At 44.3% G+C, this 25,643-nt stretch carries 24 protein-coding genes; 8 read left to right on the forward strand and 16 right to left on the reverse strand.

Going from position 1 to position 25,643, the window contains the following annotated elements:
• Positions 1 to 26: 26 nt before the first annotated feature.
• On the reverse strand, positions 27 to 1,688 hold the full coding sequence (locus tag OO778_RS24105) for an electron transfer flavoprotein-ubiquinone oxidoreductase (RefSeq protein WP_104970786.1): 1,662 nt from the start codon (positions 1,686 to 1,688) through the stop codon (positions 27 to 29).
• Positions 1,689 to 1,826: 138 nt separating this feature from the next.
• Here OO778_RS24105 and OO778_RS24110 point away from each other — a divergent pair, with 138 nt between their 5' ends.
• Entirely contained in the window at positions 1,827 to 2,792 is a 966-nt protein-coding gene (locus tag OO778_RS24110; RefSeq protein ID WP_074189706.1) for an FAD-binding protein, read from the forward strand.
• Positions 2,793 to 2,858: 66 nt separating this feature from the next.
• Here OO778_RS24110 and OO778_RS24115 read toward each other — a convergent pair whose 3' ends face one another.
• The 3 genes from OO778_RS24115 to pdhA are packed head-to-tail and all read right to left on the reverse strand — an operon-like array spanning position 2,859 to position 6,074.
• On the reverse strand, positions 2,859 to 4,007 hold the full coding sequence (locus OO778_RS24115) for a dihydrolipoamide acetyltransferase family protein (protein ID WP_074189705.1): 1,149 nt from the start codon (positions 4,005 to 4,007) through the stop codon (positions 2,859 to 2,861).
• Positions 4,004 to 4,987, reverse strand: coding sequence for an alpha-ketoacid dehydrogenase subunit beta (locus tag OO778_RS24120; RefSeq protein WP_005395620.1), 984 nt, complete (start codon positions 4,985 to 4,987; stop codon positions 4,004 to 4,006). The genes OO778_RS24115 and OO778_RS24120 overlap by 4 nt, the downstream gene beginning before the upstream one ends.
• Complete coding sequence (gene pdhA, locus OO778_RS24125; RefSeq protein WP_012842500.1) at positions 4,980 to 6,074, reverse strand: pyruvate dehydrogenase (acetyl-transferring) E1 component subunit alpha; 1,095 nt, start codon at positions 6,072 to 6,074, stop codon at positions 4,980 to 4,982. Before pdhA ends, OO778_RS24120 begins: the two co-directional genes overlap by 8 nt.
• 657 nt (positions 6,075 to 6,731) lie before the next feature.
• On the opposite strand from pdhA, the gene OO778_RS24130 reads away from it, so the two are divergent.
• From OO778_RS24130 to yegD, 3 genes are all read left to right on the forward strand, one after another.
• A complete protein-coding gene (locus OO778_RS24130; protein ID WP_005375836.1) occupies positions 6,732 to 7,052 on the forward strand; it encodes a DOPA 4,5-dioxygenase family protein in 321 nt (106 codons plus the stop codon).
• A gap of 325 nt (positions 7,053 to 7,377) precedes the next feature.
• Positions 7,378 to 8,001 (forward strand): hypothetical protein, encoded by a 624-nt coding sequence (locus OO778_RS24135; RefSeq protein WP_264911987.1) that lies wholly within the window; start codon positions 7,378 to 7,380, stop codon positions 7,999 to 8,001.
• Positions 8,002 to 8,113: 112 nt separating this feature from the next.
• Positions 8,114 to 9,466, forward strand: coding sequence for a molecular chaperone (gene yegD / locus OO778_RS24140; RefSeq protein WP_006742470.1), 1,353 nt, complete (start codon positions 8,114 to 8,116; stop codon positions 9,464 to 9,466).
• A 306-nt stretch (positions 9,467 to 9,772) separates the two neighbouring features.
• Here yegD and OO778_RS24145 read toward each other — a convergent pair whose 3' ends face one another.
• Complete coding sequence (locus tag OO778_RS24145; protein WP_074189702.1) at positions 9,773 to 10,246, reverse strand: copper chaperone PCu(A)C; 474 nt, start codon at positions 10,244 to 10,246, stop codon at positions 9,773 to 9,775.
• A gap of 93 nt (positions 10,247 to 10,339) precedes the next feature.
• On the reverse strand, positions 10,340 to 10,801 hold the full coding sequence (locus tag OO778_RS24150; protein ID WP_074189701.1) for a hypothetical protein: 462 nt from the start codon (positions 10,799 to 10,801) through the stop codon (positions 10,340 to 10,342).
• Positions 10,802 to 11,285: 484 nt separating this feature from the next.
• Between OO778_RS24150 and OO778_RS24155 the strand changes: the two genes are divergently transcribed.
• Entirely contained in the window at positions 11,286 to 12,335 is a 1,050-nt protein-coding gene (locus tag OO778_RS24155) for a Preprotein translocase subunit SecY (RefSeq protein WP_074189700.1), read from the forward strand.
• Positions 12,336 to 12,823: 488 nt separating this feature from the next.
• On the opposite strand, the gene OO778_RS24160 is transcribed toward OO778_RS24155, so the two are convergent.
• The 5 genes from OO778_RS24160 to OO778_RS24180 all read right to left on the reverse strand — a co-directional run bounded on the left by OO778_RS24160 (position 12,824) and on the right by OO778_RS24180 (position 15,655).
• Entirely contained in the window at positions 12,824 to 13,102 is a 279-nt protein-coding gene (locus tag OO778_RS24160; RefSeq protein ID WP_046875328.1) for a hypothetical protein, read from the reverse strand.
• A gap of 3 nt (positions 13,103 to 13,105) precedes the next feature.
• On the reverse strand, positions 13,106 to 13,510 hold the full coding sequence (locus OO778_RS24165; RefSeq protein ID WP_226977527.1) for a hypothetical protein: 405 nt from the start codon (positions 13,508 to 13,510) through the stop codon (positions 13,106 to 13,108).
• Positions 13,511 to 13,570: 60 nt separating this feature from the next.
• Entirely contained in the window at positions 13,571 to 13,738 is a 168-nt protein-coding gene (locus OO778_RS24170; RefSeq protein ID WP_226977526.1) for a hypothetical protein, read from the reverse strand.
• A gap of 292 nt (positions 13,739 to 14,030) precedes the next feature.
• Positions 14,031 to 14,330 (reverse strand): hypothetical protein, encoded by a 300-nt coding sequence (locus OO778_RS24175; RefSeq protein WP_074189699.1) that lies wholly within the window; start codon positions 14,328 to 14,330, stop codon positions 14,031 to 14,033.
• Positions 14,331 to 14,455: 125 nt separating this feature from the next.
• On the reverse strand, positions 14,456 to 15,655 hold the full coding sequence (locus OO778_RS24180) for a DUF5666 domain-containing protein (RefSeq protein WP_074189698.1): 1,200 nt from the start codon (positions 15,653 to 15,655) through the stop codon (positions 14,456 to 14,458).
• Between the two features lie 90 nt (positions 15,656 to 15,745).
• Between OO778_RS24180 and OO778_RS24185 the strand changes: the two genes are divergently transcribed.
• The 3 genes from OO778_RS24185 to OO778_RS24195 all read left to right on the forward strand — a co-directional run bounded on the left by OO778_RS24185 (position 15,746) and on the right by OO778_RS24195 (position 18,645).
• Positions 15,746 to 16,414, forward strand: a complete 669-nt coding sequence (locus OO778_RS24185) for a response regulator transcription factor (RefSeq protein ID WP_074189697.1) — start codon at positions 15,746 to 15,748, stop codon at positions 16,412 to 16,414.
• Positions 16,386 to 17,627, forward strand: a complete 1,242-nt coding sequence (locus tag OO778_RS24190; RefSeq protein ID WP_074189696.1) for a HAMP domain-containing sensor histidine kinase — start codon at positions 16,386 to 16,388, stop codon at positions 17,625 to 17,627. Before OO778_RS24185 ends, OO778_RS24190 begins: the two co-directional genes overlap by 29 nt.
• Positions 17,628 to 17,715: 88 nt before the next feature.
• Entirely contained in the window at positions 17,716 to 18,645 is a 930-nt protein-coding gene (locus OO778_RS24195; protein ID WP_047009264.1) for an SRPBCC family protein, read from the forward strand.
• Positions 18,646 to 18,792: 147 nt separating this feature from the next.
• Here the strand turns inward: OO778_RS24195 and OO778_RS24200 are convergent, their stop codons facing one another.
• The 5 genes from OO778_RS24200 to OO778_RS24220 form a co-directional block, all read right to left on the reverse strand.
• Positions 18,793 to 19,248 carry a hypothetical protein gene (locus tag OO778_RS24200; RefSeq protein ID WP_054868032.1) on the reverse strand — a complete coding sequence of 152 codons (456 nt, stop codon included), beginning with the start codon at positions 19,246 to 19,248 and terminating at the stop codon, positions 18,793 to 18,795.
• Between the two features lie 12 nt (positions 19,249 to 19,260).
• Complete coding sequence (locus OO778_RS24205; protein WP_104970781.1) at positions 19,261 to 21,039, reverse strand: S8 family peptidase; 1,779 nt, start codon at positions 21,037 to 21,039, stop codon at positions 19,261 to 19,263.
• A 249-nt stretch (positions 21,040 to 21,288) separates the two neighbouring features.
• Positions 21,289 to 21,630 (reverse strand): hypothetical protein, encoded by a 342-nt coding sequence (locus OO778_RS24210; RefSeq protein ID WP_012842508.1) that lies wholly within the window; start codon positions 21,628 to 21,630, stop codon positions 21,289 to 21,291.
• A gap of 7 nt (positions 21,631 to 21,637) precedes the next feature.
• On the reverse strand, positions 21,638 to 23,551 hold the full coding sequence (locus tag OO778_RS24215; protein WP_264911991.1) for a tetratricopeptide repeat-containing diguanylate cyclase: 1,914 nt from the start codon (positions 23,549 to 23,551) through the stop codon (positions 21,638 to 21,640).
• Positions 23,552 to 24,167: 616 nt separating this feature from the next.
• Positions 24,168 to 25,424 carry an aromatic amino acid transport family protein gene (locus tag OO778_RS24220; protein WP_047009261.1) on the reverse strand — a complete coding sequence of 419 codons (1,257 nt, stop codon included), beginning with the start codon at positions 25,422 to 25,424 and terminating at the stop codon, positions 24,168 to 24,170.
• Between the last annotated feature and the right edge of the window lie 219 nt (positions 25,425 to 25,643).

Consider the following 25,643-nt stretch of genomic DNA (forward strand, 5'->3'; position numbering starts at 1 on the left):
GCTTCGCACTTTAAGTGGTTCTTTGGTTACATGTTTTGATAGCTTGGTCCGCCACCACCTTCTGGCGCTTTCCATGTGATGTTTTGTGAAGGATCTTTGATGTCACAGGTTTTGCAATGCACGCAGTTGGCGGCATTTATCTGAAACTTCAACTTACTCTCAACTTCCACCACTTCGTAAACCCCCGCAGGGCAATAGCGCTGGCTCGGCTCGTCATACATACCCAAATTCACATCAATTGGAATGTGAGGATAAGTCAGAACAAGGTGACAAGGTTGATTCTCTTCGTGCTGTGTTCCCGACAAAAATACCGACGAAGGCTTATCAAAACTGATTTCACCATCTGGTTTTGGGTATGTAATTGCTTGGCACTCTTGTTTAGGTTTTAACTGTTCGTGATCGTACGAATAGTCCTTGACAGTCCAAGGTAACGGCTTCTTAACCAGTGGTTGCCATAGGTTATGCTCAAAGGTCGAAAGTGCACCGCCCAGTATGCTGCCAAACTTGTGGATGTTCGCACCAAAGTTACGTGTTTCGGCGAGCTCGTCATACAACCATGATGATTCAAACAATGACTGGTAGTCTGGCTCAGAAGCCCCAGTTTGTAGGGCAGTATGTACTGCTTCTGCTGCAATGATTCCGGACTTCATCGCTGTGTGGCTACCTTTAATTTTAGCGACATTCAAAGTTCCTGCATCACAACCAATCAATAAACCGCCGGGGAATTGCTGTTTCGGCAGAGAAGAAAGTCCACCTTTTGCAATGGCTCTTGCGCCATATGCGATACGTTGTGCACCTTTAAGATGTTGCTTGATAGCTGGATGGTGCTTAAAGCGTTGAAACTCGTCAAACGGGCTTAAGTAAGGGTTGCTGTAGTTTAAATCTACGATCAAACCGACCGCGATTTGGTTGTTTTCCATATGATATAGAAAACCGCCGCCAGTGGTACTTGTCTCGCTCAAAGGCCAGCCAGCGGAGTGGATAACACTGCCAGATACATCCTTGCTGTCAGTGGGTAATTCCCATATCTCTTTTAGGCCAAGCGCGTAGTGCTGAGGTTGCTTGCCTGCGTCTAGGTCGAACCTTTGAATAAGTTCTTTACCCAGATGTCCGCGACAACCTTCAGCAAAAAGGGTGTATTTTGCCTTTAGCTCGATACCTGGCTCAAAGTTAGATTTGGCTTGGCCGTTCTTATCTAGTCCCATATCGCTCGTATTAATGCCTGTCACGGCGCCACTCTGATCATAATTGATGTTTGCAGCGGCAAAGGCAGGAAAAACTTCCACCCCAAGACTTTCTGCTTGGTTAGCGAGCCAACGGCAAAGGTTGGCAAGGCTAATTACATAATTATTTTCGCCATTTATCATTGGACGTGGCGTAAGGAAATGAGGGACGCGAATATGGTTTTGCTCAGTAGTAAGATAAAGGAAATGGTCTTGCTGAACTGAGGCTGATAGCGGGGCATCCATTTCTTTCCAATCGGGGAAAAGTTCATCCAAGGCATTGGTTTCAAAAACAGCGCCAGATAAAATATGTGCGCCCACTTCTGAGCCTTTTTCTACAACGCAAATTGAAAGTGCGTCACCTTCACTATCTTGGTTGAGTTGAGCTAGGCGACAAGCGGCACTTAAGCCCGCAGGTCCGGCTCCCACGATCACGACATCAAACTCCATGCATTCTCGTTCCATCTATCTGCTTCCTTTTTATTATCGTCATCTGCGTGACAGGTTTTTGGTTTCTATACAGAAAACTATAGCTCAGTTGACGTTAACGTGAAGTGAACTAAGCTCAAGTAATGGATCTGAAGTGTTATACGAGGCATGACCATGGATGACCGACCATTAGCAACACTTGTCATTGCGGAACATGACAATCAGTCGTTGGCTGCAGGGACGCTGTGTGCAATTAAAGCGGCATTTGATATCAAGGATGATGACAAATCGCTTCCTGTTTCTGTATTGCTTATTGGTTATCAGTGCCAATCGGTTTTGGATGAGTTGAAGTGTGTTAAGGGCGTTGCAGAAATTATCTGGGTTGACGCAAAGGAGTATGAGCATGGGTTAGCGGAAAACATCGCGCCTTTGATCTCACAACTAGCCAAAAATTACTCACACATTCTTTCTCCTGCCAGTACATTTGGTAAGAATGTGATGCCTCGCGTGGCGGCGTTACTCGATGTAGGGCAACTTTCGGACGTGATGACAATCGAGTCTATCGATACGGTGATTCGTCCAATATATGCCGGGAATGCATTGGCGAGAGTCACGTCGAACGACCCCTTTAAAGTGATGACCATACGAAGTACGGCTTTTGATGCCCAAGAGCTGTCAGATACGCCAGTTGTCCCTAAGGTTACTCAAGTCGATACGGTGATTATCAACAAACTTAGTGAGTTTATTTCGCAGCAAACGCCAGAAAGTGAGCGACCAGAATTGCCAGCGGCTAGAGTGGTGGTATCGGGTGGTCGTGCATTCGGGAGTAAAGAGAAGTTTGCTTTAGTCGAACAATTGGCTGATAAGCTAGGTGGAGCGGTAGGAGCGTCCCGAGCGGCGGTCGATGCGGGTTATGTGTCTAATGACCATCAAGTCGGGCAAACTGGTAAAATTGTTGCACCTGAATTATACATTGCCGTCGGAATTTCTGGTGCTATTCAACATTTAGCGGGAATGAAAGACTCAAAGGTGATTGTCGCAATTAACAGCGATCCCGATGCGCCTATTTTTGACATCGCTGACTATGGGTTGGTCGGCGATTTATTTGAGGTGATGCCGGAGTTGCTAGAGAAGCTGTAGATATAATCAGCTTCCTCAAACAAAAGGCTTCCGAACTGGAAGCCTTTATCATTTGGTTTTTACCAGTTACTTTTCGCTCGGGCGTTGCAGGTGCTCTGCAAGTACTTTCGTAAACCTTGCAGCTTCACCACCAGTACAAGCGCGATGATCAAACGTTACTGATAGCGGCATTGCTTTCACCGAAATTGCTTGACCATTTCTTATCACCACTCGGTCGAGTATTCGACCAGCACCAACAATAGCGACTTGCGGAGGTGTGACGACAGGTGTCGCGTAAATGCCGGCAATCGCTCCAAAGTTGGAAAGCGTAATCGTCGCGTGCTGTAATTGCTCTCGACCGATTTTTCTCTCTCTGATCCCTTCAACGGTTTGATCGAGCCAACGACGAACATCTTGTGGCTCGTATTCATCTGCGTGGCGCAATACGGGTACGTACAAGCCATGACGGCTATCTACAGCAATACCAAGATTAACCGTATTGTGCACGCAACGCGTCATGGTTTCTGCATCAAACCAAGCATTTAAAGCGGGCTCTTCCTGACACGCATGAACAATCGCTTGAACCAGGCGGATACTGATGTCTTCGTTCGGCAGCCAGTCTTCCAGCAACGTTTCTTCTGTAATGGTCACGGCAGCAACGTGCTCGTGTGACTCAGTCATCGACGACACCATGGTGCGTCGAGCGCCTTTCAATACTTCGGTGCCCGGACGCTGTTTTCCGGCTTCGTCGTAAATGTCGGCATCAACGATAAGACCGTTTGGACCACTGCCTGACACGAGATTAAGATCTACCCCAAGTTTTTGTGCCAATAGACGAGCCGACGGTAGAGCAGTAACTAGATTACTCTCAGTCGTGTTGTGATTGCCTCCAATCCAGAAGTCATCGACGTTAACGTGATGCGCTTGATGAGAAACATTGCCGACAACGGTCGCGGCGTCAGCAGTCTCTTTTTTCTCTACCGTAGCCCCGCGCTCTGCGCCAGTTTCGTCAATTTCGAGTAGCAATGCGCCAATATTGACGATATCACCTTCTTCCCCATGGCGGCTGACTACACGGCCCGAGTAGGGGGCGGGAACGTCGACCGTCGCTTTTGCTGTCTCGACAGTTAAGATCACTTGATCCAACTTAACCATGTCACCGACATTAACGTGCCATTTTACAATTTCTGATTCAGCGAGGCCTTCGCCGAGATCGGGTAAGTTAAACGTCTTCATTTCCAATCCTCCACGAGTTCGCGCGCTGCGGTCACAATGTCTTCTTCCTGAACCATGAAATAATCTTCGTTACGGTAATAAGGCATAATGGTGTCCATTCCAGTTACTCGTTTAGGTGGGGCTTTTAGTAAGCACATGGCGTGTTCGGCTGTTCGAGCTAAAAGCTCAGAGCCCACACCACAAGTTTTACTCGCTTCATGAACAACGAGTAAACGTCCGGTTTTTTCTAGTGAGCTGAAAATCGTTGCGGTATCAATTGGCTTAATGCTCGCCAAATCAATCACCTCGACTTCAATTCCTTGACTAGATAAGGTCTGTGCGGCTTGAAGTGACTCTACGACGCATGCGCCCCAAGTAACAAGCGTGATATCTCGCCCCTTACGTAAGGTGAAGCAGGTGTCGAGTGGAAGTGCTTCGCCATTATCAACGACTTCAGATTTTACGGTTCGATAAATGCGTTTCGGTTCGAAGAACATGACAGGATCATTACTTCGAATCGCGGCGAGAAGCAGGCCGTATGCGCGTTGAGGTGAAGAAGGAATCACTACTTTAAAGCCAGCAGTGTGCGCAAATAGCGCCTCTACACTTTCTGAGTGGTGCTCTGGAGCGTGAATACCGCCACCAAATGGCGCACGGAAAACCGCAGGGCAAGTGAGGCGGCCGCGAGTTCGGTTACGCATGCGTGCCGCGTGGCACATTAAGTGCTCCATTGCCGGAAAAACAAAACCTTGAAATTGAAATTCGGCGACAGGTCGTAACCCTTGCGTTGCCATACCGACCGCAACACCGCCGATTAACGCTTCAGCGAGGGGCGTATCGATCACTCGTTTGAGACCAAACTCTTGTTTGAGCCCTACGGTGGCACGGAATACGCCACCATTATCACCTACGTCCTCACCTAACACGACAACATTTTGGTCTTGTTGCATTTCGTGGTGCAGAGCGAGGTTTACTGCTTCAACTAACGTTAGTTCAGCCATGTTTGCCTCCCTGCATTCGCATTGCTTTGTTGATGAGCTCATCTCTTTGAGCGTGAAGCTCTTGGGGAAGCGATTCATACAAATAATCGAACCCAGTTTCTGGTGCTTGTGACGGTAAGCTGAGGTAGCGTTCAACTGCCAGTTCCACTTGTTCCTTGCAGTATTCTAGCCATTGCTGCTCTTGTTCATCGCTCCAAGCTCCTTGATTAAGGAGATACGTTTTAAGACGTGCTATAGGTTCGTATTGCCATGCGGTTTGAACATCGTCCTCTTTACGATAACGAGTCGCATCATCGGCAGTAGTGTGGTCACTTAATCGGTAACTGACCGCTTCGATGAGTGTTGCGCCTTTCCCTTTTCTCGCTCTCTCAAGTGCGGTCTTGGTTGCATCATAAACCGCGACGACATCGTTACCATCTACTGTAATGCCCGGGATGCCAGCGCCTTGCGCTTTTTCTGATAAGAAATCGGCAGCACATTGAAGGCTACGCGGCACTGAAATTGCCCACTGGTTGTTATTCACAACGAAAACAAGTGGAATATTCCAAGCTCCCGCACAGTTTATTGACTCTAGAAAATCCCCTTTGGATGTACCGCCATCGCCGCACATGACTAGCGCAGCTTCATGGTTACCTTGAATTTTCAGTGCGGAAGCCACCCCGACAGCGTGCGTACATTGCGTCGCAATGGGGACACAGAATGGAAGATCTCGGCTAGGAATTGGGCTGCCCTCAGGAGCAAAATCACTACCGCGCTCATCACCGCCCCAGTATTGAAGATTCTTCTCCATGCCAATACCACGACACCACATTGCAGGCATATCGCGATAATAAGGGACAAATACATCATCGGCTTTCAGCGCTCTGCCGACCGCAATGCCGATGGCTTCAGCACCTAGGTGCGAAGGGTAGGTCCCTAACTTGCCGGTGCGTTGCAACGCAACGGCTTTGTTGTCGTAAGTGCGAGTCAATACCATGTCTCGGTAAAACCCGACCAAAGTTTCAGTGTCAGCCCAGTTGGGTAGTTGGCCGACTAGGTCCCCATGATGGTCGATAAACCGATGCATGGGTAATGCCTGAACGTTCATCTCAAGCTCCTTTTGACGCTGCGTGTCTTTTGGACTGCAGCTGTTCATATCAAACCAGAGTTTGTATGGGTACTCAAACTCTGATATCAGCGCAAAGGCCATACCTAAGGTTGCTTGTGTTTTCTATAGCTGTAGGCATCTGTACGTCCTTTAAACTATTTTTCGATAACACCGCTGCGGCTATTTCATCGCAAGACACAGAGAAACATTTTTTCTGCATCTAACCCTCTAACTAAATCGTGGTATAGCCAGATACAATAAGTGTAAACAAATTGTTAAATTGTGCTTCATTTTGACTTTTGACCAGTAGTAAAGTTTTGCTTACACCCTGATTTTGTAGAGTAATATGCTGATTTTTAATTGCTGGCATTTTTAAACTCGAATTTAATTGCTATTGAATGAAACATATTTGCAACAAAATTTGGCTGTAAAATTTGACAAAGTGAGTCATTATTAATGAATCAACTCAAGTAGTTGTTATGTGTTGTATTGAGATTTTTTGTTGTGCCCGAAACTCCGGCCTTATGAGAATACATAACTTCTTCCCAACAGAGTGGAATCAGGGTAGGGTGACGGCATTACAAATGTATACCCTCGGCGGTCCTTGAGCTTATCAGCAGTAGATGGCGCTCAAGTCGAAGTGATTATGGAGAAATTATGTATCACGCTCATGTTTATTTTCCTTTAAGAGAACAAGATAAAGCGCAAGCCTTGAACGAGATCATCCGTCAAGAGCGTCAAGATGTGCTGCGTGTATTTCCTTTGGTTGGAAGATTGGTTGGCCCACATAAAATGCCGATGTTTGAAATTCACCTAGAGTCATTGAGTGAAGAGTTTTTGGCTTGGCTCGATACGATTCGAGGTGATTTTTCTGTGCTTATCCATCCTGTGAGTGAAGAAGAGTTGCTCGACCATACGGAACGCGCGATTTGGCTGGGTAGAGAGATTGGTGTATTTGAAGAGAAGCTAGAGAAATAGTTGTTCCTCCCGCATGTATGACCGCTTTGAATGCTTCTCCCCTCATCGCGGTCACCGTAGCAAGTTAGCGTTTTCATGTTCGTTAATAAGTCGCGATTTCCTTTTCTCCATTCTGCAGGCCCTGTTTTTGTGTGCTAAACCTACAAGTAGGTTTTTGAGCTTAAGCATCAAGTGAAACCATATTTCTGTTTAGCATGTCGTTAAATAAGTTTTGGCAGCAATAAAATAATAAGTTCAGATAAATAAAATAGGTATAGCAGGGAAGTGCAGTTTACGACCCCAACGCCATTGGTAGTGGAGCCGATAATTTCTGAGGGGGAAGGGTATGTTTTCGATACTCTTGGTCATACTTTCACTGTATATATTTTGGTTGTTGTTTCGCAACGGACCTGCATTCGCCGAGCGCGTCGCTCATCAAAAACGTAACTGGGTTGGACCTACCGCCAACAAAGAAGAATGGCGAGGATATTGTACGGATGTATTTCAGCCGTTCAGTTCTCAAACGACTTTTTACGCCATTGCTTATTTTGCCAATTACGTAGCAGCAGCGAACGCAATATCTTGGTCAACGATATACGAAGGCGATTATCCGGTCATCATAAGCCGATTTGGTAGCTACTTCATTTTAAGTACGCATGATGCACTGGTCGTAGCTGGGTTTATTGCGCTTGCTTTCTTTATCATCAATTGGCAGCTTGCCATGCACTGTTCTGGTATTCTTAGTCAGTATCTAGTGCGGATTCTTATTATCAATCGAACTCGCTTTGTTGCGATTAGCTTAGTGTTTTGCAGTTACTTTGCGTATCTCTTGACTGTTGGTATTTTCTGGTTGTTCCATGACGGTTATTCGATCTGGCACGGGTTAACGCTTACTCCTGTATTCTTATTATTAGCGTTATTGGTTGCGGTTGTTTTGCCATCTATGAAAAAAGAGAGCAATAAACCTTAGATAGACTTGCCACGTTAAATTACACACGATTTTAGGATAGTAATTCCTATGCCATTAAGTTAGCATTGCCGGCTTTTTAACGGTCTACAGGCCCTTATTAGTGGGAGGAACTATGTTTATCGGCTTTGACTATGGCACTGCAAACTGTTCAGTGGCAAAAATGGAATCGGGTGAGCCAGTAATGCTTAACCTAGAAGGGAGCAGTCCATTTATTCCTTCCACCCTTGCTGCACCGACTCGTGAATCGGTATCCGAGCACTTATTTCGCCATCGAGATATTAAACCATTAGATCAAGTTGGTGAGCAGGTTTTACGCCGGGCAATCAATTTAAACCGAGAAGAAAGTATTGATCTCGAATCTGACGACATTGCATTTGGTCAGGCGGCGCTTAATCTCTATTTGGAAGATCCTCGTGATATCTATTACGTAAAGTCGCCGAAGTCTTTTCTTGGCGCTTCTGGCTTGCGTGACGTGCAATTGGCTTTCTTCGAAGATCTTGTCTGCGCGATGATGGACAATATTAAGTCGCAAGCCGAAAACGATGCGCAGCAAAGTATTACCGATGCTGTTATCGGCCGGCCAATTAACTTCCATGGGCGTGGCGGTGAAACGGCTAACATTCAGGCTGAACGCATTTTGTTGCGGGCAGCGAAACGTGCGGGCTTCCAAAATGTGGAGTTTCAGTTTGAGCCTGTCGCGGCGGGCCTAGAGTATGAAGCGACACTCAGCGAAGACAAAACCATTCTAGTGGTCGATATTGGCGGTGGTACAACGGACTGCTCGTTGATTCAAATGGGGCCGTCTTGGCGTGGCAAAGCGGATAGGACCGCAAGTTTGTTAGCTCATAGTGGCCAGCGCGTCGGCGGGAATGATCTTGATATCGCGTTAGCATTTAAGCAGCTCATGTTCCCGTTTGGCATGGAAAGCAAAATGGAGTCAGGTATTGTGATGCCGACCACCCAATTCTGGAACCCGATAGCAATCAACAATGTAGAAGCGCAGAGTGATTTCTATTCGCGAGAGAACCTATCCGCGTTGAAGTTGCTTCAAAAGCAGGCTCAAGAGCCAGAAAAGCTTGCTCGTTTGCTAGAGGTGTATCATGAGTCTTTAGGCTACAACATTGTTCGCCGTGCCGAAGAAGCGAAAGTGGCGCTTTCAGAACAAGCTTCTTACCGAACTGGCATCAACTTACTGTCAGAACTGATTGAAGTCGATGTGCAACGAGACGAAATGATCGAAGCGATTCAGTCGCCGAAGAATAAAATGACGGCGTTGGTGACAGAAGCGGTAGAGCAAGCTGGGGTGAAACCCGATGCTATCTTTATGACTGGTGGTTCGGCACGCTCGCCAATTTTGCGCGATGCGGTGCAAACCGTACTGCCAAATATTCCGGTCGTCAGTGGAAATTATTTTGGCTCGGTAACTGCTGGCCTAGCTCGTTGGGCTGAGGTCTGTTTCAAGTAGAAAGAAAACTAATTGCGCTATGGGCATTGTTACCAAATTTATGATTTCGCTGAGAGATTGAGTTTCATGCGAGTAGGGAACCTTGTTAGGGTTCTTAAATCTTTCAACGGCATTCTGAACAATGAGGGACGAGCGTGATTCAGAATCTATTGTCCGAGTATGCTGTTATGTATATGACTTCGTCTCGCTAAGCGCTACTCGCTGCCATTATTCTGAAGAATCGGGTTATGATCTATCGGAATAATGATTTCTATTAAGCTGAAATAAAAATGCCCGCTAAATCAGCGGGCATTTTTGTTTACGTCATTAATGGTGCATGTGTTTTTCCATGTGTCCTTGTTTTTCAACCGCCATTTCTACTTCCACCTTACCCGCGTTTTTGAATGTTAACGTCATAGGGAAGCGGTCACCTTCTTTGAGCGCTTGTGTTGGATTGAAAATCATTAAATGGAAGCTACCTGGCTTAAACAACACTGAGTCATTGGCGGGAACGCGCACTTCGTCAATCTTAATCATTTTCATCACACCATCTTCTTTCTTATGCGTGTGAATTTCGACATGTCCTGCGATTGGGCTTTCTGCTGCGATCAATGCATCTTCACTGTTACCGTGGTTGGCTAATTGAAAAAAACCACCGATAACAGGTGCGTTTGGTGGCGCTTCGCGGCTCCATGGATGGTCGATATGAATTTTTCCTGCTTCATAATCGTGCGCTAAACTCAGTGGGCTAGCGATGACAGCAATAAGCGCGATAGCGGCGGTTTTTAATGATTTAAGCATGTGTTTTTCCTTTTGAATGAATAGCTTCTCTGAATGGACAACAAACAGAGTCATCGTTATTTTTGAATAAAGTTGTCAATGATTAGATGCCTGTTAGGCAGGAAAAACACTCGGCGGAGAATGCTTAGGCGCGATGTGTTTGTAAACGAGCTTATCGCATTTTGAAAATCGGTAAGGCGTCAGAGCTTTCTTGACTCGGCGCTGCCAATGGATGGTAGTCAGGTATAGCCCAATCGCAACCAAAAGAAAGAATTGAACCGCTTGAAGAAGCGGACACTCAAACTGAAAGCCCTCATGTAAATTAAGATCTTGAATGAGCGTAGAAGAAGGTTGAGCGTTAGCTTCAATCAGCGTATTGATATCCACCCATTTGAAACCATCTGCGGTACACAGTAAGACCTTTTCACTTTGAACTTTGTTAAGCCAGGTTGTGTTGTGAACTTGTGTTGGGTTAAGAGTCGCTGTGGACGCTAAATACAACTGAAACAACACCGCGATAATAACCGCAATAGCGTGCAAGCGATGGTGTTTATGCTGTATTAGAGTGTTTTCCATACAATTGAGTGCTTATCTTCTTCGGCGCGGGATACTAACAAATTAACCAAACAATGTAATTATCAGTTTACTAAAAGGTGATGCAAGTGTGCATTATTTGTTTTATTGCCTATTTTTAACGCTTTAATAGCTTGGCTCTTTACGATTTAAAGCAACGTGTTACGGCAGATGGCATGTTTTGATTAGGCTTGCATTCATAACCTCCAATTCAGCTTGTCTGTCTTGCCTAGTCGCTTTTGAAGATACTGAATTAATCTCTCTATATGTCACTGAAACTTCGGTTAGTGGGTGCCGAAGTGGTGTTTTTACGTGCTAGATTTGGCTGATATCGATTCAAAATGCACACCGAATCTTCACTTGTTTTCCATTAACGGAATTATGACAGTAATTTAATAAAGGATACGGTATTCTGCGCTCCTTTGTACATGCCAGAACGTCCGTCCTACTTAGTCGGAGGGGCGATTAATCTTAAGAAATTTCTCAAATGAAATACGAACAACAGATTGGATATCGATACCCTAAAGGTCGATTTGCCATGGTGAGTGTATACGCATTCACTGGTGCTGCGATTTTAGCATCGACTATTTTTTCTCTATTGCTGTTTTTGTCGATCGACGAAAACCCGATGATGCAAACCTTATTTGGTGGTTTAGCGATTATTTTTGAAGCGGGTAAGTTCTACGCTTGGTATGAATACGGTGAGCGCCGAGCCCATCGCAACTATACAGGGGCGGCAACCGCTCTCGTGTTTTATTTAGTCTTAGCTGCGATCTCCATTGGCGGTAGTATTGGTGGCATTAACAGTGCAACAAACAGCGCACAAAGTCATATTTCGGTAGAGCAGGCGAAAGTGGAAGCGTTTAATCGCCAAATTGCGGCAATCGATAAACAGATTGAGCTCAACAATATGGCAGCGCAGAAATACATCGAGATGGAGCGTATCGCGACCGGTGTAACTCGCATTCAGGAGCAAAACAAAACCTTACGCGAAGAGCAGCAACGCTTGGCTATGGAACGTGATAGTTTGCCACCGGTCACGCAAGGCTCAGTGATTGGTTTGATTGATAGCCTAGCCAACGCATTTGGTACCACCTCCCAGCAAGCTCAGCTTGGCTTGGTTGTATTTCTTTCGATTCTGTTGGATTTCTTTGCTACATTTTTTGTCGGCCTGATTGGTGAAGAGCAACGGTTTCGACATTTCTACCGCCGAAATGAGGGCATGATACTGAAAACGGTTCGCGATATCGAACCAGAGCCAGTGGGGTATCTTCCTCATATCAAAGAGGAAGAAGAGCAAGAAATACCAGTAACGCCGGAGCCTGAAGAACCAAAAGAACCGAAAACTTTGTTAGAGCAAGTGAGCGATGCACTTAAAACGCATCAAATTACGTGCACTAAAAAAGCCGTTGCAAAACAATTTAGGCTATCTGCGGAAGAGGTAGACAAGGTGTTTGAGGAATTGGCAGAGCTCGGTTTAGTGGGTAAAAAAGCCAACCACCATTATCATTGGATAGGTCAGACAGAGGCCGCATAATTGGTTATCAATTAGAGATCGAAAAGAGCGTCAATCGGCGCTCTTTTTTGTATTAGCTCGCCATTAACTAGTTTTTAACTTTTAAATAAATTATGAACAACTGGTCTTGCAAACTGAAAGTTCACTTGGATATCAGTTGAGGCTAGATTTGATATGTCCGAGTCAGCTAAATATTCACGCGCAAGGGATATATGTTTCAATACAGAAACTATTTTCTATCATGGTACAGCGAATAGTTCAGACGGCTCAATGGTGGGCATGAACTATGCGTATTCAGGTGATTAAAGGTTCTAAGTCAGCGAGTCAAAAATTAGCCGAAAGATACATTTTGCTTCATTCAGGAAGTCATAATAGCGGTCGCGTGATCGAGGATACACGTGAGGAAACATTTGCTCCCAACTTACCGGCCCGAATCGGTTATTAATACACCAAGAATGAAAGAGGCGCTAATTTGGTGCCTTTGTTGATAGCTACACAACATGATACGACTAATCTCTTTCTGCCTTAAAACGATACTGCTCCGACAAACAGACCAGAAGACCAACTAAAGCCGAAACGAAAATTACACACACTTGGTAGGTGACTTTCCCTGCCCCAAGATCGTTCAAAATCTCGGTAGTAGCAATCATAGGAAGCGTTACCGTGATCAGCAAGCTTAATAAGCGAGAAACCTTAGATTTCTTTCCGTGCCGCTTGGTATAGAAATAATGCGCATAATCCGAGTACATGATAAACAAGGAGATAAAAAGACCCAGTATCCAAAACATAGCTTACAAATCCTCTATTCTAAGCATGTTACGTCGTAATAACTCTTGCTTTGCAGCTAGCGCATCAGCCTCGTTAAAGCCTTTGAGTACACTCGCGAGAATAACCGCTACAAAAAATGCTCTCGCGCCAGCTCGTTGCGCAGTTGATGAGAGGCTGAGTTTCTTGAAAGTCTCTTCAGCGATGTGCACAGAAGCCATTTCTTTAATTAATGCAGCCCCTTGACCTTTTGATAGCCCGTATATAACAGCTGCTGCAAAGCCGACCTCAAGTTTAATATCGATGGTGATAAACCATGTAGAAAGGAAGTCTGCGACTGCCTGATGAGTATCGAAATACTGGCGCAACTCACCATCTGATAGACTCCAAGGGTTCCACATGGGCTTAGCAATACTTTGCGCTATCAGCATTTGAACCTTACCGAAAAATTTCGGATTCCCTAAAGCCTGTGCTTGTTCAAGGACTTTTCTTTAGTCGAGTCGATTGAGCTGTCGATACAAAATGACACCTGTTATTACAGGCAAAACCTTTTCTCTGTTGTTTCTGATAAAACTCAAATCTGCATCTAAGCCTGTCAGTATCGCCAACTGAACTACAGGTTCGGTTTTTAGCGTCTGCTCACTATAACCTCTAACCATCGTTAGACCTCCTTTTTTCATATATTGTATGTGTACAATATAGACAAGTGATTTGTATGCAAGTTGTGGCACTTTTCATTAGGCTCAAAGTCTCAGAGTTAAGAGAAACTATTACTAATTAATTGACTTGTGTAGTAAAAATAGTACGAGGTCAAAGTCCTGTATTGGAATATGAGAAAACAAGGTTGAACTTGGGCATCAAACAACAGGTAAGTAATCAGTTTATTTCGGCAACATGCTTTCTACGCTCAAACTCTATGGTGTAGACGTTAATTTTTATTGAGCTTTTTTGTCACGTCTTTTCACCGTTTTCCTCTCTTTTTTCTTGTGTCGTTGTATCAACAGCTTTGCCCGCCCCCCTTTCATCTGGCAGTTTGTCTTTTCTTGGATCAATCGCGGTATCTTTCAATGTTTCTTTAGGTGTACAACAACTGCCAATACCAACCACGGTTTTTTTCGCAACGGTTTTGGTTGTTTTTTCTGCATCGCAGTCAGGGGGAGTCACGTTAGCTAAGCTGGTGGATGAAGCTAAAAGTAAGATAAGCAGAGTGAGATAACGTTTTTCATAGTAGTCACCAATATTGTGGAACATAGGTAAAGTGTAATTTGGAGAAAAGAGTTACGCGGAAATTTGCTAGTTTGAGTCTAGGGAAGCATAGTAAGGTGAAAACAAAAAAGTGCCACCGAAGTGACACTTTTTCTTTAGCGTAGAAGGGATCAGTTGTCGTAAACGTCCAACTCCACTTCACGGGCAATATTTTGGTCGTTGATGATTACACCATCGACTTCGACACGAGCACCATTTAGGTTAAGTTCTTCGATGCCTTGGAAGCGTGTTTGTGCATCAATCACAACGGTAGTGTTGTTTAGCAATTGATCTGCGTCGTTTTCGCAACTCTCGATGTCAAATGTTCTTGCTTCAGCATCGTAGTTTGATACGTATCCTTCACATTCAAATTCTTTACCTTGCCATTGGTTGTTATCGTCAAAGTCTGGTTGCTCAAACTCAATAACGGTAGCGATGCGTTTGCCATTTTTCATGACAGACGTTACCTCCACTTCTTGGCCTTGTTTTAGGTTCGCTTTGCTGCCATCTTCAAATCGTGTTGCGTTATCGATGAAGAATGCACCTCGGTAGTTTAATGAAAACTCACTGTAATCATTTGCAACCCAAGTCACGATGCCTTCCACATCGCTGTCATTGCTTATGACGTCGTAGCCTTCAACTTCTACCTCATTTGCCATGAAGACGCCGTTTTGCATTTCACCTTCTACTTCCACCCATTGGCCGATGCTAAGTTGGCTAATGTTGTCGTAAGATACGGTTATATTTGAACCAAGCTTAAACGTGCCAGCATTTTCTTCAATACTAGTAATGCGACCTTCCAGTTCGTAGTAGCTTCCAAGAGTTGGGTAATCGTTATCTACGTCGATTTCGACCACAGACAACACTCGATAACCCGCATCAGCAGTCGGCAAAGATGACACCATCACCCAGTCGTTGACCTCTATATCATCACTTAAACCGTCAAACTGCAGATCTACGCCGTTTACCGTAAATGCTTTCTTCACATAATCAATTGCTGTAACACGTCCGGTAATGGTTGGCTCAAGTGTTACTAAGAAGCCATCGTCAGACGCTTTACGAACATCTGTTCCTACTTGAACCATCATTTTGGGTTCTACATCGGCCAATTGCATTGATGTATCGCTATAAACCACCCCAGACACATGGTATGTATATCCATTGACGGTTAACGTGTTTTCTTCAGCGTTGACCGCTTCAACAGAGCCAATCGCTACACTTGGTTTCACTACTGGTTGAGTTGGTGTGCTATCGCTATTGCTGCCACCACCTGAACCACCACAACCAGACAATGCCAAACCTACTACAGAAATAAGAGCGAGTTTTTTCATTGTATTAACCTCAATTTACGAGCTAGTTTAGGAAATTGCCTGTATCTTATTGGGCATATCGTGAAGAGATCGTGAAGAAATGTGATTTTTATGAAAATTTTAATTGTAGATGACAACCACAATGTCTCGGAGACGATTGCGGACTATCTTGAGCTTGAAGGCATGATTATCGATTGTGCGTATCATGGTGAGGCCGCACTGAAGCTAATCGAGGATAATCATTACGATGTAATCATCATGGATATCATGATGCCTAAGCTCGATGGCATTAGTACGGTACAGAAACTTCGACAAGATCAGCTCTGTGGAACGCCAATCCTCTTCCTAACCGCAAAAGATACGTTAGATGACAAAATCGCGGCATTTAAAGCGGGAGGCGATGACTATTTAATGAAGCCATTTGCGATGGAAGAGCTTAGTTTGCGTGTTCATGCTTTGGCTAATCGCGGTCCAAGGCAAGATATTGGCACGCTCAAGTTTGCGGACATTTGTTTAGATGCGCGCACAGGCAAAGTGACGAGAAAAGACAAAGAAATTAAGCTGAGCCGAATTCAAACCAAGATTTTAAAGTTACTTCTCCAACGTGCTCCAGCAGCGGTCTCGCGCACAGAAGTGATCGATAGTGTGTGGGGAGACGAACCACCCGGAAGTGATGCACTTCGTAGCCATATTTACGGTTTAAGAACCGCGCTAGACAAAGGTTTTGAAGAATCACGATTAGAGACTATTCATGGACAAGGTTACCGACTTAAAGCATAACGAATATCCAAGCATTTATCGCAAGATCCGTTGGGGTTTTGGGGTCATGACGTTTGTGATGTTTACTCTTTTTTGGTCGCTGATTTATGTGGCAGAAAACAAACTGGAAGTGCTGAGTTTACATCACTGGCTCGATACTGAAGCTGCGCTTTATAGTGAGAATTTCGAGAAACAGGGCTGGGATGCGCCATTGCCAAACGTATTGGAATTCAACTCATATTGGAGTGAAGCACCGACACCCGATTGGTTGCTCTCTTTTACTTCACCTGGTTTTTACGAATACCTGCTTGGTGAAGAAGACAAACACTTTGTCGTATTGAAACACCCCTCAGGGAAGGGGCTTATGTACATTGTGTTTCAAGATGACTCCGATGATTACCTCGACGAATACGAAAGCTCGCTGCATCAGTTTACGCTACTGCTCGGTGGCTTATTTTCATTTGTTATGGTCGGGTATGGCATTTATATGGTGCGAATATTGTCTCGACCACTAGCGCAAATCGAAGACAAAATCAGCCAAATGTCACCGGATCAACCCGCTTTCCAAGTTGAAACCAAGTTCAGCGAGACACGCCAAATAGAGCAAACTTTGCTGGATAATAAAAACGATATCGCGGGCTATTTCAAACGAGAACAAGAATTTAGTCGTTTTGCATCGCATGAGTTGAGAACGCCAATCATGGTGATCAAAGGCTCAACAGACATTCTAACGCGTATCCCAGAACAACCTCGAGTCGCGCAAAAAGCCATCGCGAGAATGCAGTCAGCTTGTGAAGACATGCGCGTACTGACAGAAGCGTTTCTCTTGCTCGGTAAAGAGAAAATAGAGCCTCAGCATTACGGAGAGCATCAGCTTCTTACTTGTTTACAAAAACAACTGGAAGAGCTGGCTCCTTTATTTGCCAAGCAAGATTCGAACTACTCTTTGCACGAACAACATAGTGGTGTAGTGACGGCTCCAGAGAGTTTTGTGACCATTGTTATCAACAATCTGATTAAAAACGCCTTTAGCTATAGTGTAGGGGATATTGAAATTGAGTTGAAAGGTCATGCTCTTAAGATCCTGAATCGTCACGATGGTAACGAGACGTACAACGCCGGCTACGGTTGTGGGCTTGTTATCGTACAACGCATATGTGAACGGATGGGATGGGCGTTAATACTGGACGATGATGGTGTTCGATTTAGTGCGAAAGTGGAATTCCGTTCCTAGCTTTGTGCGTCTAACCCACAGTCAAACAAGAAAAAACTGGAATTTGAATTAGACTGAAGTTAGTGACGCGGAAACTTGAGGAACCGTTATGCTTTCTTATCAGGTCAGCAGAAGTATTGAAATTAATAAGAATCAAAGCGAGATTATTGGCTATCTCAAGGATTTTAATAACTGGCCTGATTGGTCACCTTGGATCATTCTTGAACCGAGCTGCGAGCTGACATTCAGCGATAATCAAGGTCACGTTGGAGCCGGTTACCAATGGAATGGTCAGCGTATTGGGACTGGTGCCATCGTACTTGAAAGCACTCAAGAACATCGGTTAGATATGGAGCTTCATTTCTTTCGCCCAATTAAGAGTCACGGAAAGGTGACTCTAATAGTGACGCCGTCACAAGATGGTTGTTTAGTCGAATGGCAAATGCAATCACGCGTTCCTTGGTATCTGTTCTTTTTGAAAAGTATGTTTAAGTCGATGATAGAGATGGATTATCAACGTGGGCTACGCATGCTTAAAAGCAAACTTGAAACCGGGCAAGTGCTCTCAGACTTGGTTGAAATTGGTAATCGAACTCAGCCTCAGGTTCATTACATCGGAATTAAAGGCGAGGCCAGCATTCCAGAACTAGGTCCGGTAATAGAAGAACAAGTTCACAAGTTAAAGCAGATAGTTGATGACAAGGGCTTATCTGTGAACGGTGAGTTATTTTGTTATTACCAGTCGATGGATATGCAGAAAGGCACGTTTGAGTTTATCACTTGCTTACCACTTGATAACGCGGTAACTGCGCCAGAGGGAGCGGTTTCCGGTACCATACCTGAGAGTGAAACATTTGTCGTCGAGCACCGTGGGGAATATCAGTTTTTGGGAAATGCATGGGCTTTAGCGATGAACTTGGTTCGTCAGAGTGGTATGAAAGCCAAAACCAGTCCATTAGGGATTGAGCGCTACTTAGATAATCCGCAAGAAACCACGCAGGATAAACTAAGAACCGAAGTTATTTTATTTAAGAAATGACAGGCGCAGCCGGACACGCTCCCCTAAATATCATGCTAGTTCCGTAGTAATCTACAAAAGAAAAAGAGGGTCTCTATACCCACCTATAAAAATGCCTCAGCAATCGCTGAGGCATGGTTTTATCAGCCAACTTCTCTTGCTAGAGAATTATTGTGCACGGTACTTACCGCTGTTTAGTTCAATTTTAGACGCTTTTACCCGGCTGTCTGCGTTTAGATAGTCGCTAATGCTTAGTAGATCTTGATCTTGAGATGCTTTTAATACCGCAGACTCTCCCTCTGCGAAGACAACTTCCAGCTTTAGCTCTTTGGCGACCGCTTTCGCTTCGTTAGAGTTGTTTACCGTGATGTAAACCAGTCCAGTGGCCTTGGATACATTGCTAAACGCATTCTTAAACACTTCATCACCGGCTTGAAGTTTTACTTCTTCGGATAGGCTCCTAGCTGTACCCGTTTGCACCTTGCGATAATCTTGGCCATTAATCTCAACCGCTTCTGAAGGCACAAACAGTTCAGGTGCGGGTTGTTGAGAGAGTTGTTGCTCAGCGTATGCGCTAGCCGTCATCATAGAAAGAGCCAGCATAGAAAATGATATGTATTTCATGTAATTGACTCCTTAGTGTCCAAAGATGCGCATCGACCAGTTCTTAATAACACCTGGCTGAGCGTTGTTTGCCATCGGAACGTCATAGATGGTTGAAGAGTTAAAATATGCAATGTAAGAAAAGACTTCGTCGCCATTCGTATCGATTGCTCGTAATGTCCATTCGCCTTTTGCATCTTCGCCATAGAATTGGTTAGACAACATTAGTTGGTCTTTGTAGCCAGTAATCGTTGGGTCAAGAGATTGACCAACAAGACCATTACGTGGTGTTTGCAAAACGGAACGAGTCCCTGATGGCGAAACGAGCTCGATAGCTAAGTCGGGCAGGCGAGAGTGGTCTAATGTCAATTTCACTTGAACGGATTCTACCTTCAGATCATCGGCAATGGCGATACTTGATGAACCGCCAGCCAAACTCGCATCGGGTACACTTACTTCTTTAGTATTGTTAACCCAAGGCGTAATAACTTGAGGCGGTAAAACACGATTCGTCATGCGAGCACGTTGCATTGCTTCATCCAAATCGACAGCGCCGAAGCCATAAAAAGTATGGAAATCTACGCCTGCAGCGTTTTTCTGCCAAGGAGAAATGGCCTCGTAGCTAACCTGTTCACCTTTGTGGTTAGTAAATTCAAGTCGTACGCCTGGATGCGTTTTATCCGTTACTTTTGCTGTTTCTGCTAGTAAAGCACGTACATCACGAGCAGAAAGTGCATGATTCGTGGACATGATTGCCGCGATGGCACCGGACGTGTTTGGCGCAGCAGACGAGGTTCCGTTCATTGTACTGGTATAGTTACAGTTCGGGTCTAGCTCCGTTCCGCCGTGTAAGCCATTGATACCAAGTCCGTCGCTGGTATTTTGCCCTTCTTCACAACCCATCAAATCGGTGGTGACCATGGCAGGGAAGTCTTGCCCATATTCACCTGCTGGTGCGGCAACCCATACGTTAGATCCCACCGATGAGTAACTCGCTCGCGTGCCATCCGCACGTAGTGCACTGGTGATTAAATTAAAATAGTTGGCGTTGTCATAAGACTGAGCGGAGTTGTGCATCGGCAAGCCTTGGTTGTCTCCACCAGCAAAGAAGTTACTTGGTAATACGAAGAATCTTCCCGCATTGAAATAGCGATAACCATTGCCGGCTGACTTAACAAATACAGCACCGCGTCCCCATGAGTTACTTTCGCTGACATTTTTTATCATGTCCATTTCAAGTTTAAGTTGAGGATCGCTTTCATCAAAAGTTATTGGGTTGATCGGGCTGAAACCATAGCTTTGGTTAAATACACGAACATCGCGTGTGGCTGGGTCCATGCCGTGAGAGATTAGCCAGCCTTCTAATGTCTGGTTGGCTAACCAGTTAAAACCAATAAGAGAAGAGTGAGAAGCAACACCGCGTCCACCTTCACCATTGTTGCCGACTGCGCTGATCAAACCGGCGACAGCAGTGCCGTGACCATTGGTGTCAACCGGATAACTTAATGGGAAAGAAGAGTCTTCGACGAAGTTTCTGCTACCTGTAACTATATTACCTGCAAGATCTGGGTGATCGATCTGCACTCCAGAATCAATGACCGCGACTTTTACACCAATACCCGCAATACCCATTGCTTGAGTGAGCTTGGTGTTTAGGTCGTTCCCAGCAACAGCTGGGTTAGCAGCAAAAGCAGTTTGCCCTGTGTTGTCTAAGTGCCATTGTTCAGAATAGAGTGGATCAAACGCCGAGACGGCAGGTGCAATGCCTACTGCCAACATAGCAGCAAATAGGCGGTTAATGCGTATTTCCATTTTTGACCTCATGTCTTTGTTTGGAATTTTTTAGCTCCTGTTTCATATTCCTCTAACAGGAATAAACAAAGCTAACGACAAAGAATAAGGACGAAAACCATTTACAACTTGTTTACATCAAAAGTTCGACGAACAACATGAGTCAGTGTTAATTTACTGAAACTATAGGGTTTTTTAATGTCGAATAGCGCACGCATGAAAAGTAAAAAGCAGAAAATACGGTCGTACTGTCTGCTTTGAGAGGAAGGATTATTTAGTTGAAGCGGGTTGAATTGTCGCCATTGGTTTCTTCGGTTTGGCCTTTTCTTTGGGTAACACGTTATCAATCCACTTTTTGATGTATAGCTTATTGAACTCACTATCACACCACTTCTTGTTTAAACCACGTCGGTTAAACTCAGCGCCAATCGCAACTTTGGTTTGGTTGGTTGCACGGTTGTAGTAGAGGGTCTCGCACAACTGAGTGTTACTCATTTGTTGGGCATATACGTTAACACTGCTGCTGCGCATTCCCAGTTGAGAGGCTTGATGGTTACTACACGCAGTGAGAAGTGCAGGCGCAAAAATAGCGATGGTTAGGATTTTTTTCATTTTGCTCTTATGACGTCGGGTGAATAACGAAGCGATTTCTTCCTGCTTGCTTTGCGTCATACAAAGCTTGATCTGCGAAGAAAAACCATTGATCCCATTCTTGTTGAATAGTTTTTACGGACAGTCTGTCGACAGCCCCGAGAGAAATTGTCGCGTTTAATGACTTAGAGTCAACCACTAGTGGCGTGTTTTCCACGATATATCTCAATCGATCCAAGAATTTAGCGCAATCTTCAGTTCTGTTTACTTCAAATAATAAGACAAACTCCTCTCCACCCCAACGGATGAGTAGGTCCCCAGAGCGAGTCGATTCATTAAATAACCTGGCAATATGAATTAACATCTTGTCGCCAATATCATGCCCATATTCATCGTTAAACGTTTTAAAATGATCGATATCTAATACGGCTAAGGCAAACGTTCTATCTGGGCTTCTACGAGCCATTTTATCCAGCCAAATGGGAAGGTAGCGACGGTTGTGCAATTGAGTTAATGGATCGGTAGTATTTTCTTGAGTGAGTGCTTTATTAATACGCCTAACGCGTAGTACGTAACGAAAGCCAACGACACCAATCGCTGCGATAGCGATAAAGTAGAACATTTCTCTATAGCGTTGTGAACGCAGCTCTGAAGCTTGCAACGCATTTTTCGTTTCTAGTAGCTTGAGTTCTTTCTGAGCTAACTTAGCTTCGAGGTCAAACTTAATATTAATCATCTCTTCGCCGTGAATATGATGAGAAAATTCAGCTTCTAGCTCTCTTAACTGAGTCAAGTAACGAAAAGCCGCTTCAAAATTATTAAGGGTTTGATTCGCGTTTACTAGGACCGACAGCATATCAATGCGCTGTCGTATTTCTAGCTCATCGGTTGATTTAGTTTGCTCAAGTACGTTGATAGCTGTCGAAATAGCTTTATCGTATTGTTCATCTGCGAGGTATGCTTCTGCATATGCTTCATAACAAGGCATTTTCTTCGCCTCTACGTTTCCCGTGATAGGGAGAGCTACGCAACGCTGTGCAACCATCAACGCTTCATCAATTTTCCCTATCGAACTTAACATTTGTGAGAAGCTGGATAATGAATAGTGTTTGATGACGTCTGACCCCGTTTGCATTGAGAGTCGGATTGCTTCATTAAAATAGTGTTCTGCCTTTTCGCTATCTCCACTGCTTAAGTGAACAATACTTAAGTTTGCGTAGATAACCCCAATGAAAAGGCTGTTGTCATATTGATATTCGCTGTTTAAATAGGTATCGAGTGCTTGCGTAAGGTAGCTACTGGCGCGAGCCCAATCGGATGCATCGATATAGACGGTACCGATGTTATTCAGCGTCATGGCAACTTGCATTTCAAACACGGTTCTCTCTAACAACTCATAGGCGGTTCGGTAATACTTGAGTCCGCTACGTAGTTGATTCCGTGAAACCTCTAAGTTCCCTAGCCAGCGATATGCTCTTCCTTCTAGCGCTAAATAGCCGAGATCGCGAGCTTCAGCGATGATGTCATGGAGTACAAGTTCTGCATTCCAATTGTCGTCTAGTTCAATCATGGTTACCGCTTTATTAAGCTGTGCTTCAGCGACTACCCACGGTAAATGATGCTCTGTCCCAAACTCAATTAAATCAGGCATATCTTTGGGCAGCGGAACGCCTTCGTAGCGCTTTAGGTAAAGGCGCGCAAAGTAATAAAGGGCAAGAGATTCCGCTGACGCATTCTGTGGCGCAACTAATTCATCTTCTTCAATTGAGCGCGGCTTACCCATTGAACGAAAATAGAGATTGAGCATGGAGCTGCTTTGAGGAGAAATGTGTTCTTCCAGATAGCCCAGTTTTTCTGTGTTGGCAAGTACATGGGTTGGATGGAAGAAGAATCCAAGTACTGAGAACAGCGCGCAAGTTAGCGTTTTAATCGGAAAGTGCATGAGCTTATTAATAAAATGTGATCTCGTTTAACCCTAATACTAGGTAAGTCTATCACTTCTTATTGGCTAAGTGCGGATGGATTCCGAGTTACAAACGGCTTGTGAAGAAAGTTTCGCGAAAGGTGAGGCTAATATTCTGATTTATAATGATAAATCTGTTCAAAAGTGGAAAGATTGATTTAACGACAAGATAAACAGTGCGACGAATCTAGTGTGTCGAACATTGTTAGTGGTGTAAGTTTCATCATTTAGTCGGTGCGATTCGCATCTCGAAAGATGGCTGGTTCGCTAAAAAATTATCTTTCTGTCATAAATATTTAATGTTTGTATGGGTTGTTAAAAAACTCGATATTAGACATAGTGTTATTAAGCCAATAAAAAATGGCTTTTATAATAAACAGGAGATTAACTATGCATAATGAAATGATTCAACCTTCACACTTCGGTATTATTGGCCGCACTTGTATCGCTTCAGTACTTATGATTGCGGGCGTTTTTGCTCTTATTTAAGAGTCAATGGTAACGATGGTTACCCGCTTAAGAGTAAGAAAATTCAGGGAATCACCTTAATCTCGTATAAGGTATTCCCCTGAAAATCCAACCTAATAACTACTTTTTAGCTGAAGAAGCTAAAAATCAATGCACTTACCGCTACAATGCCCGCAGTTAAAACAAAGTAAGTTGAGCCATTCCCACGATATTGTTTCAATGCATCGATTTTGTATACCGCTAACATTGGCATAATAAATAAGATCATCGCGATAACAGGCCCTGACAACGCTTCCATCATACCAAGAATGCTTGGGTTCATGATCGCTGCTGCCCAGATTGAAAAGAAAAGTACTGCAACGCTGATACGATCAACCCGCTTTTCAGACAGTTTAGAGTGTTTGGTAATTAAACCATTTAAGCTTTCGCGTGCACCTAAAAAGTGCCCAAGAAAAGAGGAAGTGATAGCAACAAAAGCCACCAAAGGACCAAGCGTTGCGATAAATGGGTTGTCTGTTGCATTGGCTAAATAAGACAGCACCGACACGTTTTGTTCTTTAGCTTGAGCCAATTGCTCTGGTGACAGCGCTAATACACACGAAAAGACAAAAATAAGCACAAACGCAATTAACATGATGCTAGTGCGTCGAAGAATTACTTCGGATTTCGCATCCGCTTGATCGCCATAATGGCGACGTTGCACATTTGCAAAGCTTGAAATCGCAGCTGCGTGACTAAACGAGAAAATAACCACAGGAACCGCTAACCACATAGTGCTAGCAAAAGCAGACGCTTCAGGGGCGTCCATGATTGGCATGGTCCAGTTTGGTATCAAGTAAAATGAAAGAAAGGCAAGAATAGCCACTAATGGGTAAACCATAATGGCAAAAGCCCGTAGCATGACTTTTTCGCCCGCCATCATAATGGCAATTAATGCAAACACTAGTGCACCTGAAAGCAGAGGGCGAGGCAAAGAAGCCATATCAGCTTGGTTAACCATAAAACTGTCTACGGTATTGGTAATACCGACACCGTAAATTAACAGGATCGGGAAGATCGAAAGAAAATACAGCAGTGAAATAGAGCGACCCGCTTTTGCGCCAAAGTGCTCTTCTACTACATCAGTAAAGTCTGCATTTTTGATCTTGGAAGACAGTACAAAGCGAGCTAAACCACGGTGGGCAAGATAAGTCATTGGGAAAGCAAGCACAGCCATTGCGACTAACGGCCAAAACCCGCCAATACCAAGGTTGATCGGCAGAAATAGAATGCCTGCACCAACGGCTGTTCCAAACAGACTAAGGACCCAATGTGTATCGTGTTTTGACCAAGATGTTGTTGTGTTTAATTCACTGGAATTTAACGCATTTCGAGATTCTTTCACTTAAAACTCGCTTTTATAAAAATAATAATGCGGAGAATGGTATAGGTTTTGGTGTTTGTTATCACATCGGAAGTGTGGTGAATCATGCTGAAGATAAGGGGTGGTTGTAACTTATCAAACTATGAATTTTTTTAAAAACTAGAATTTTAATCTAAAAATTAAGCAATAAATTGGTGTTATATTTCAAATTTTTACTAATGGGTGGTTTTTGATTTCGTG

The organism is Vibrio sp. STUT-A16, assembly GCF_026000495.1.
Taxonomy (GTDB): Bacteria; Pseudomonadota; Gammaproteobacteria; order Enterobacterales; family Vibrionaceae; genus Vibrio; species Vibrio diabolicus.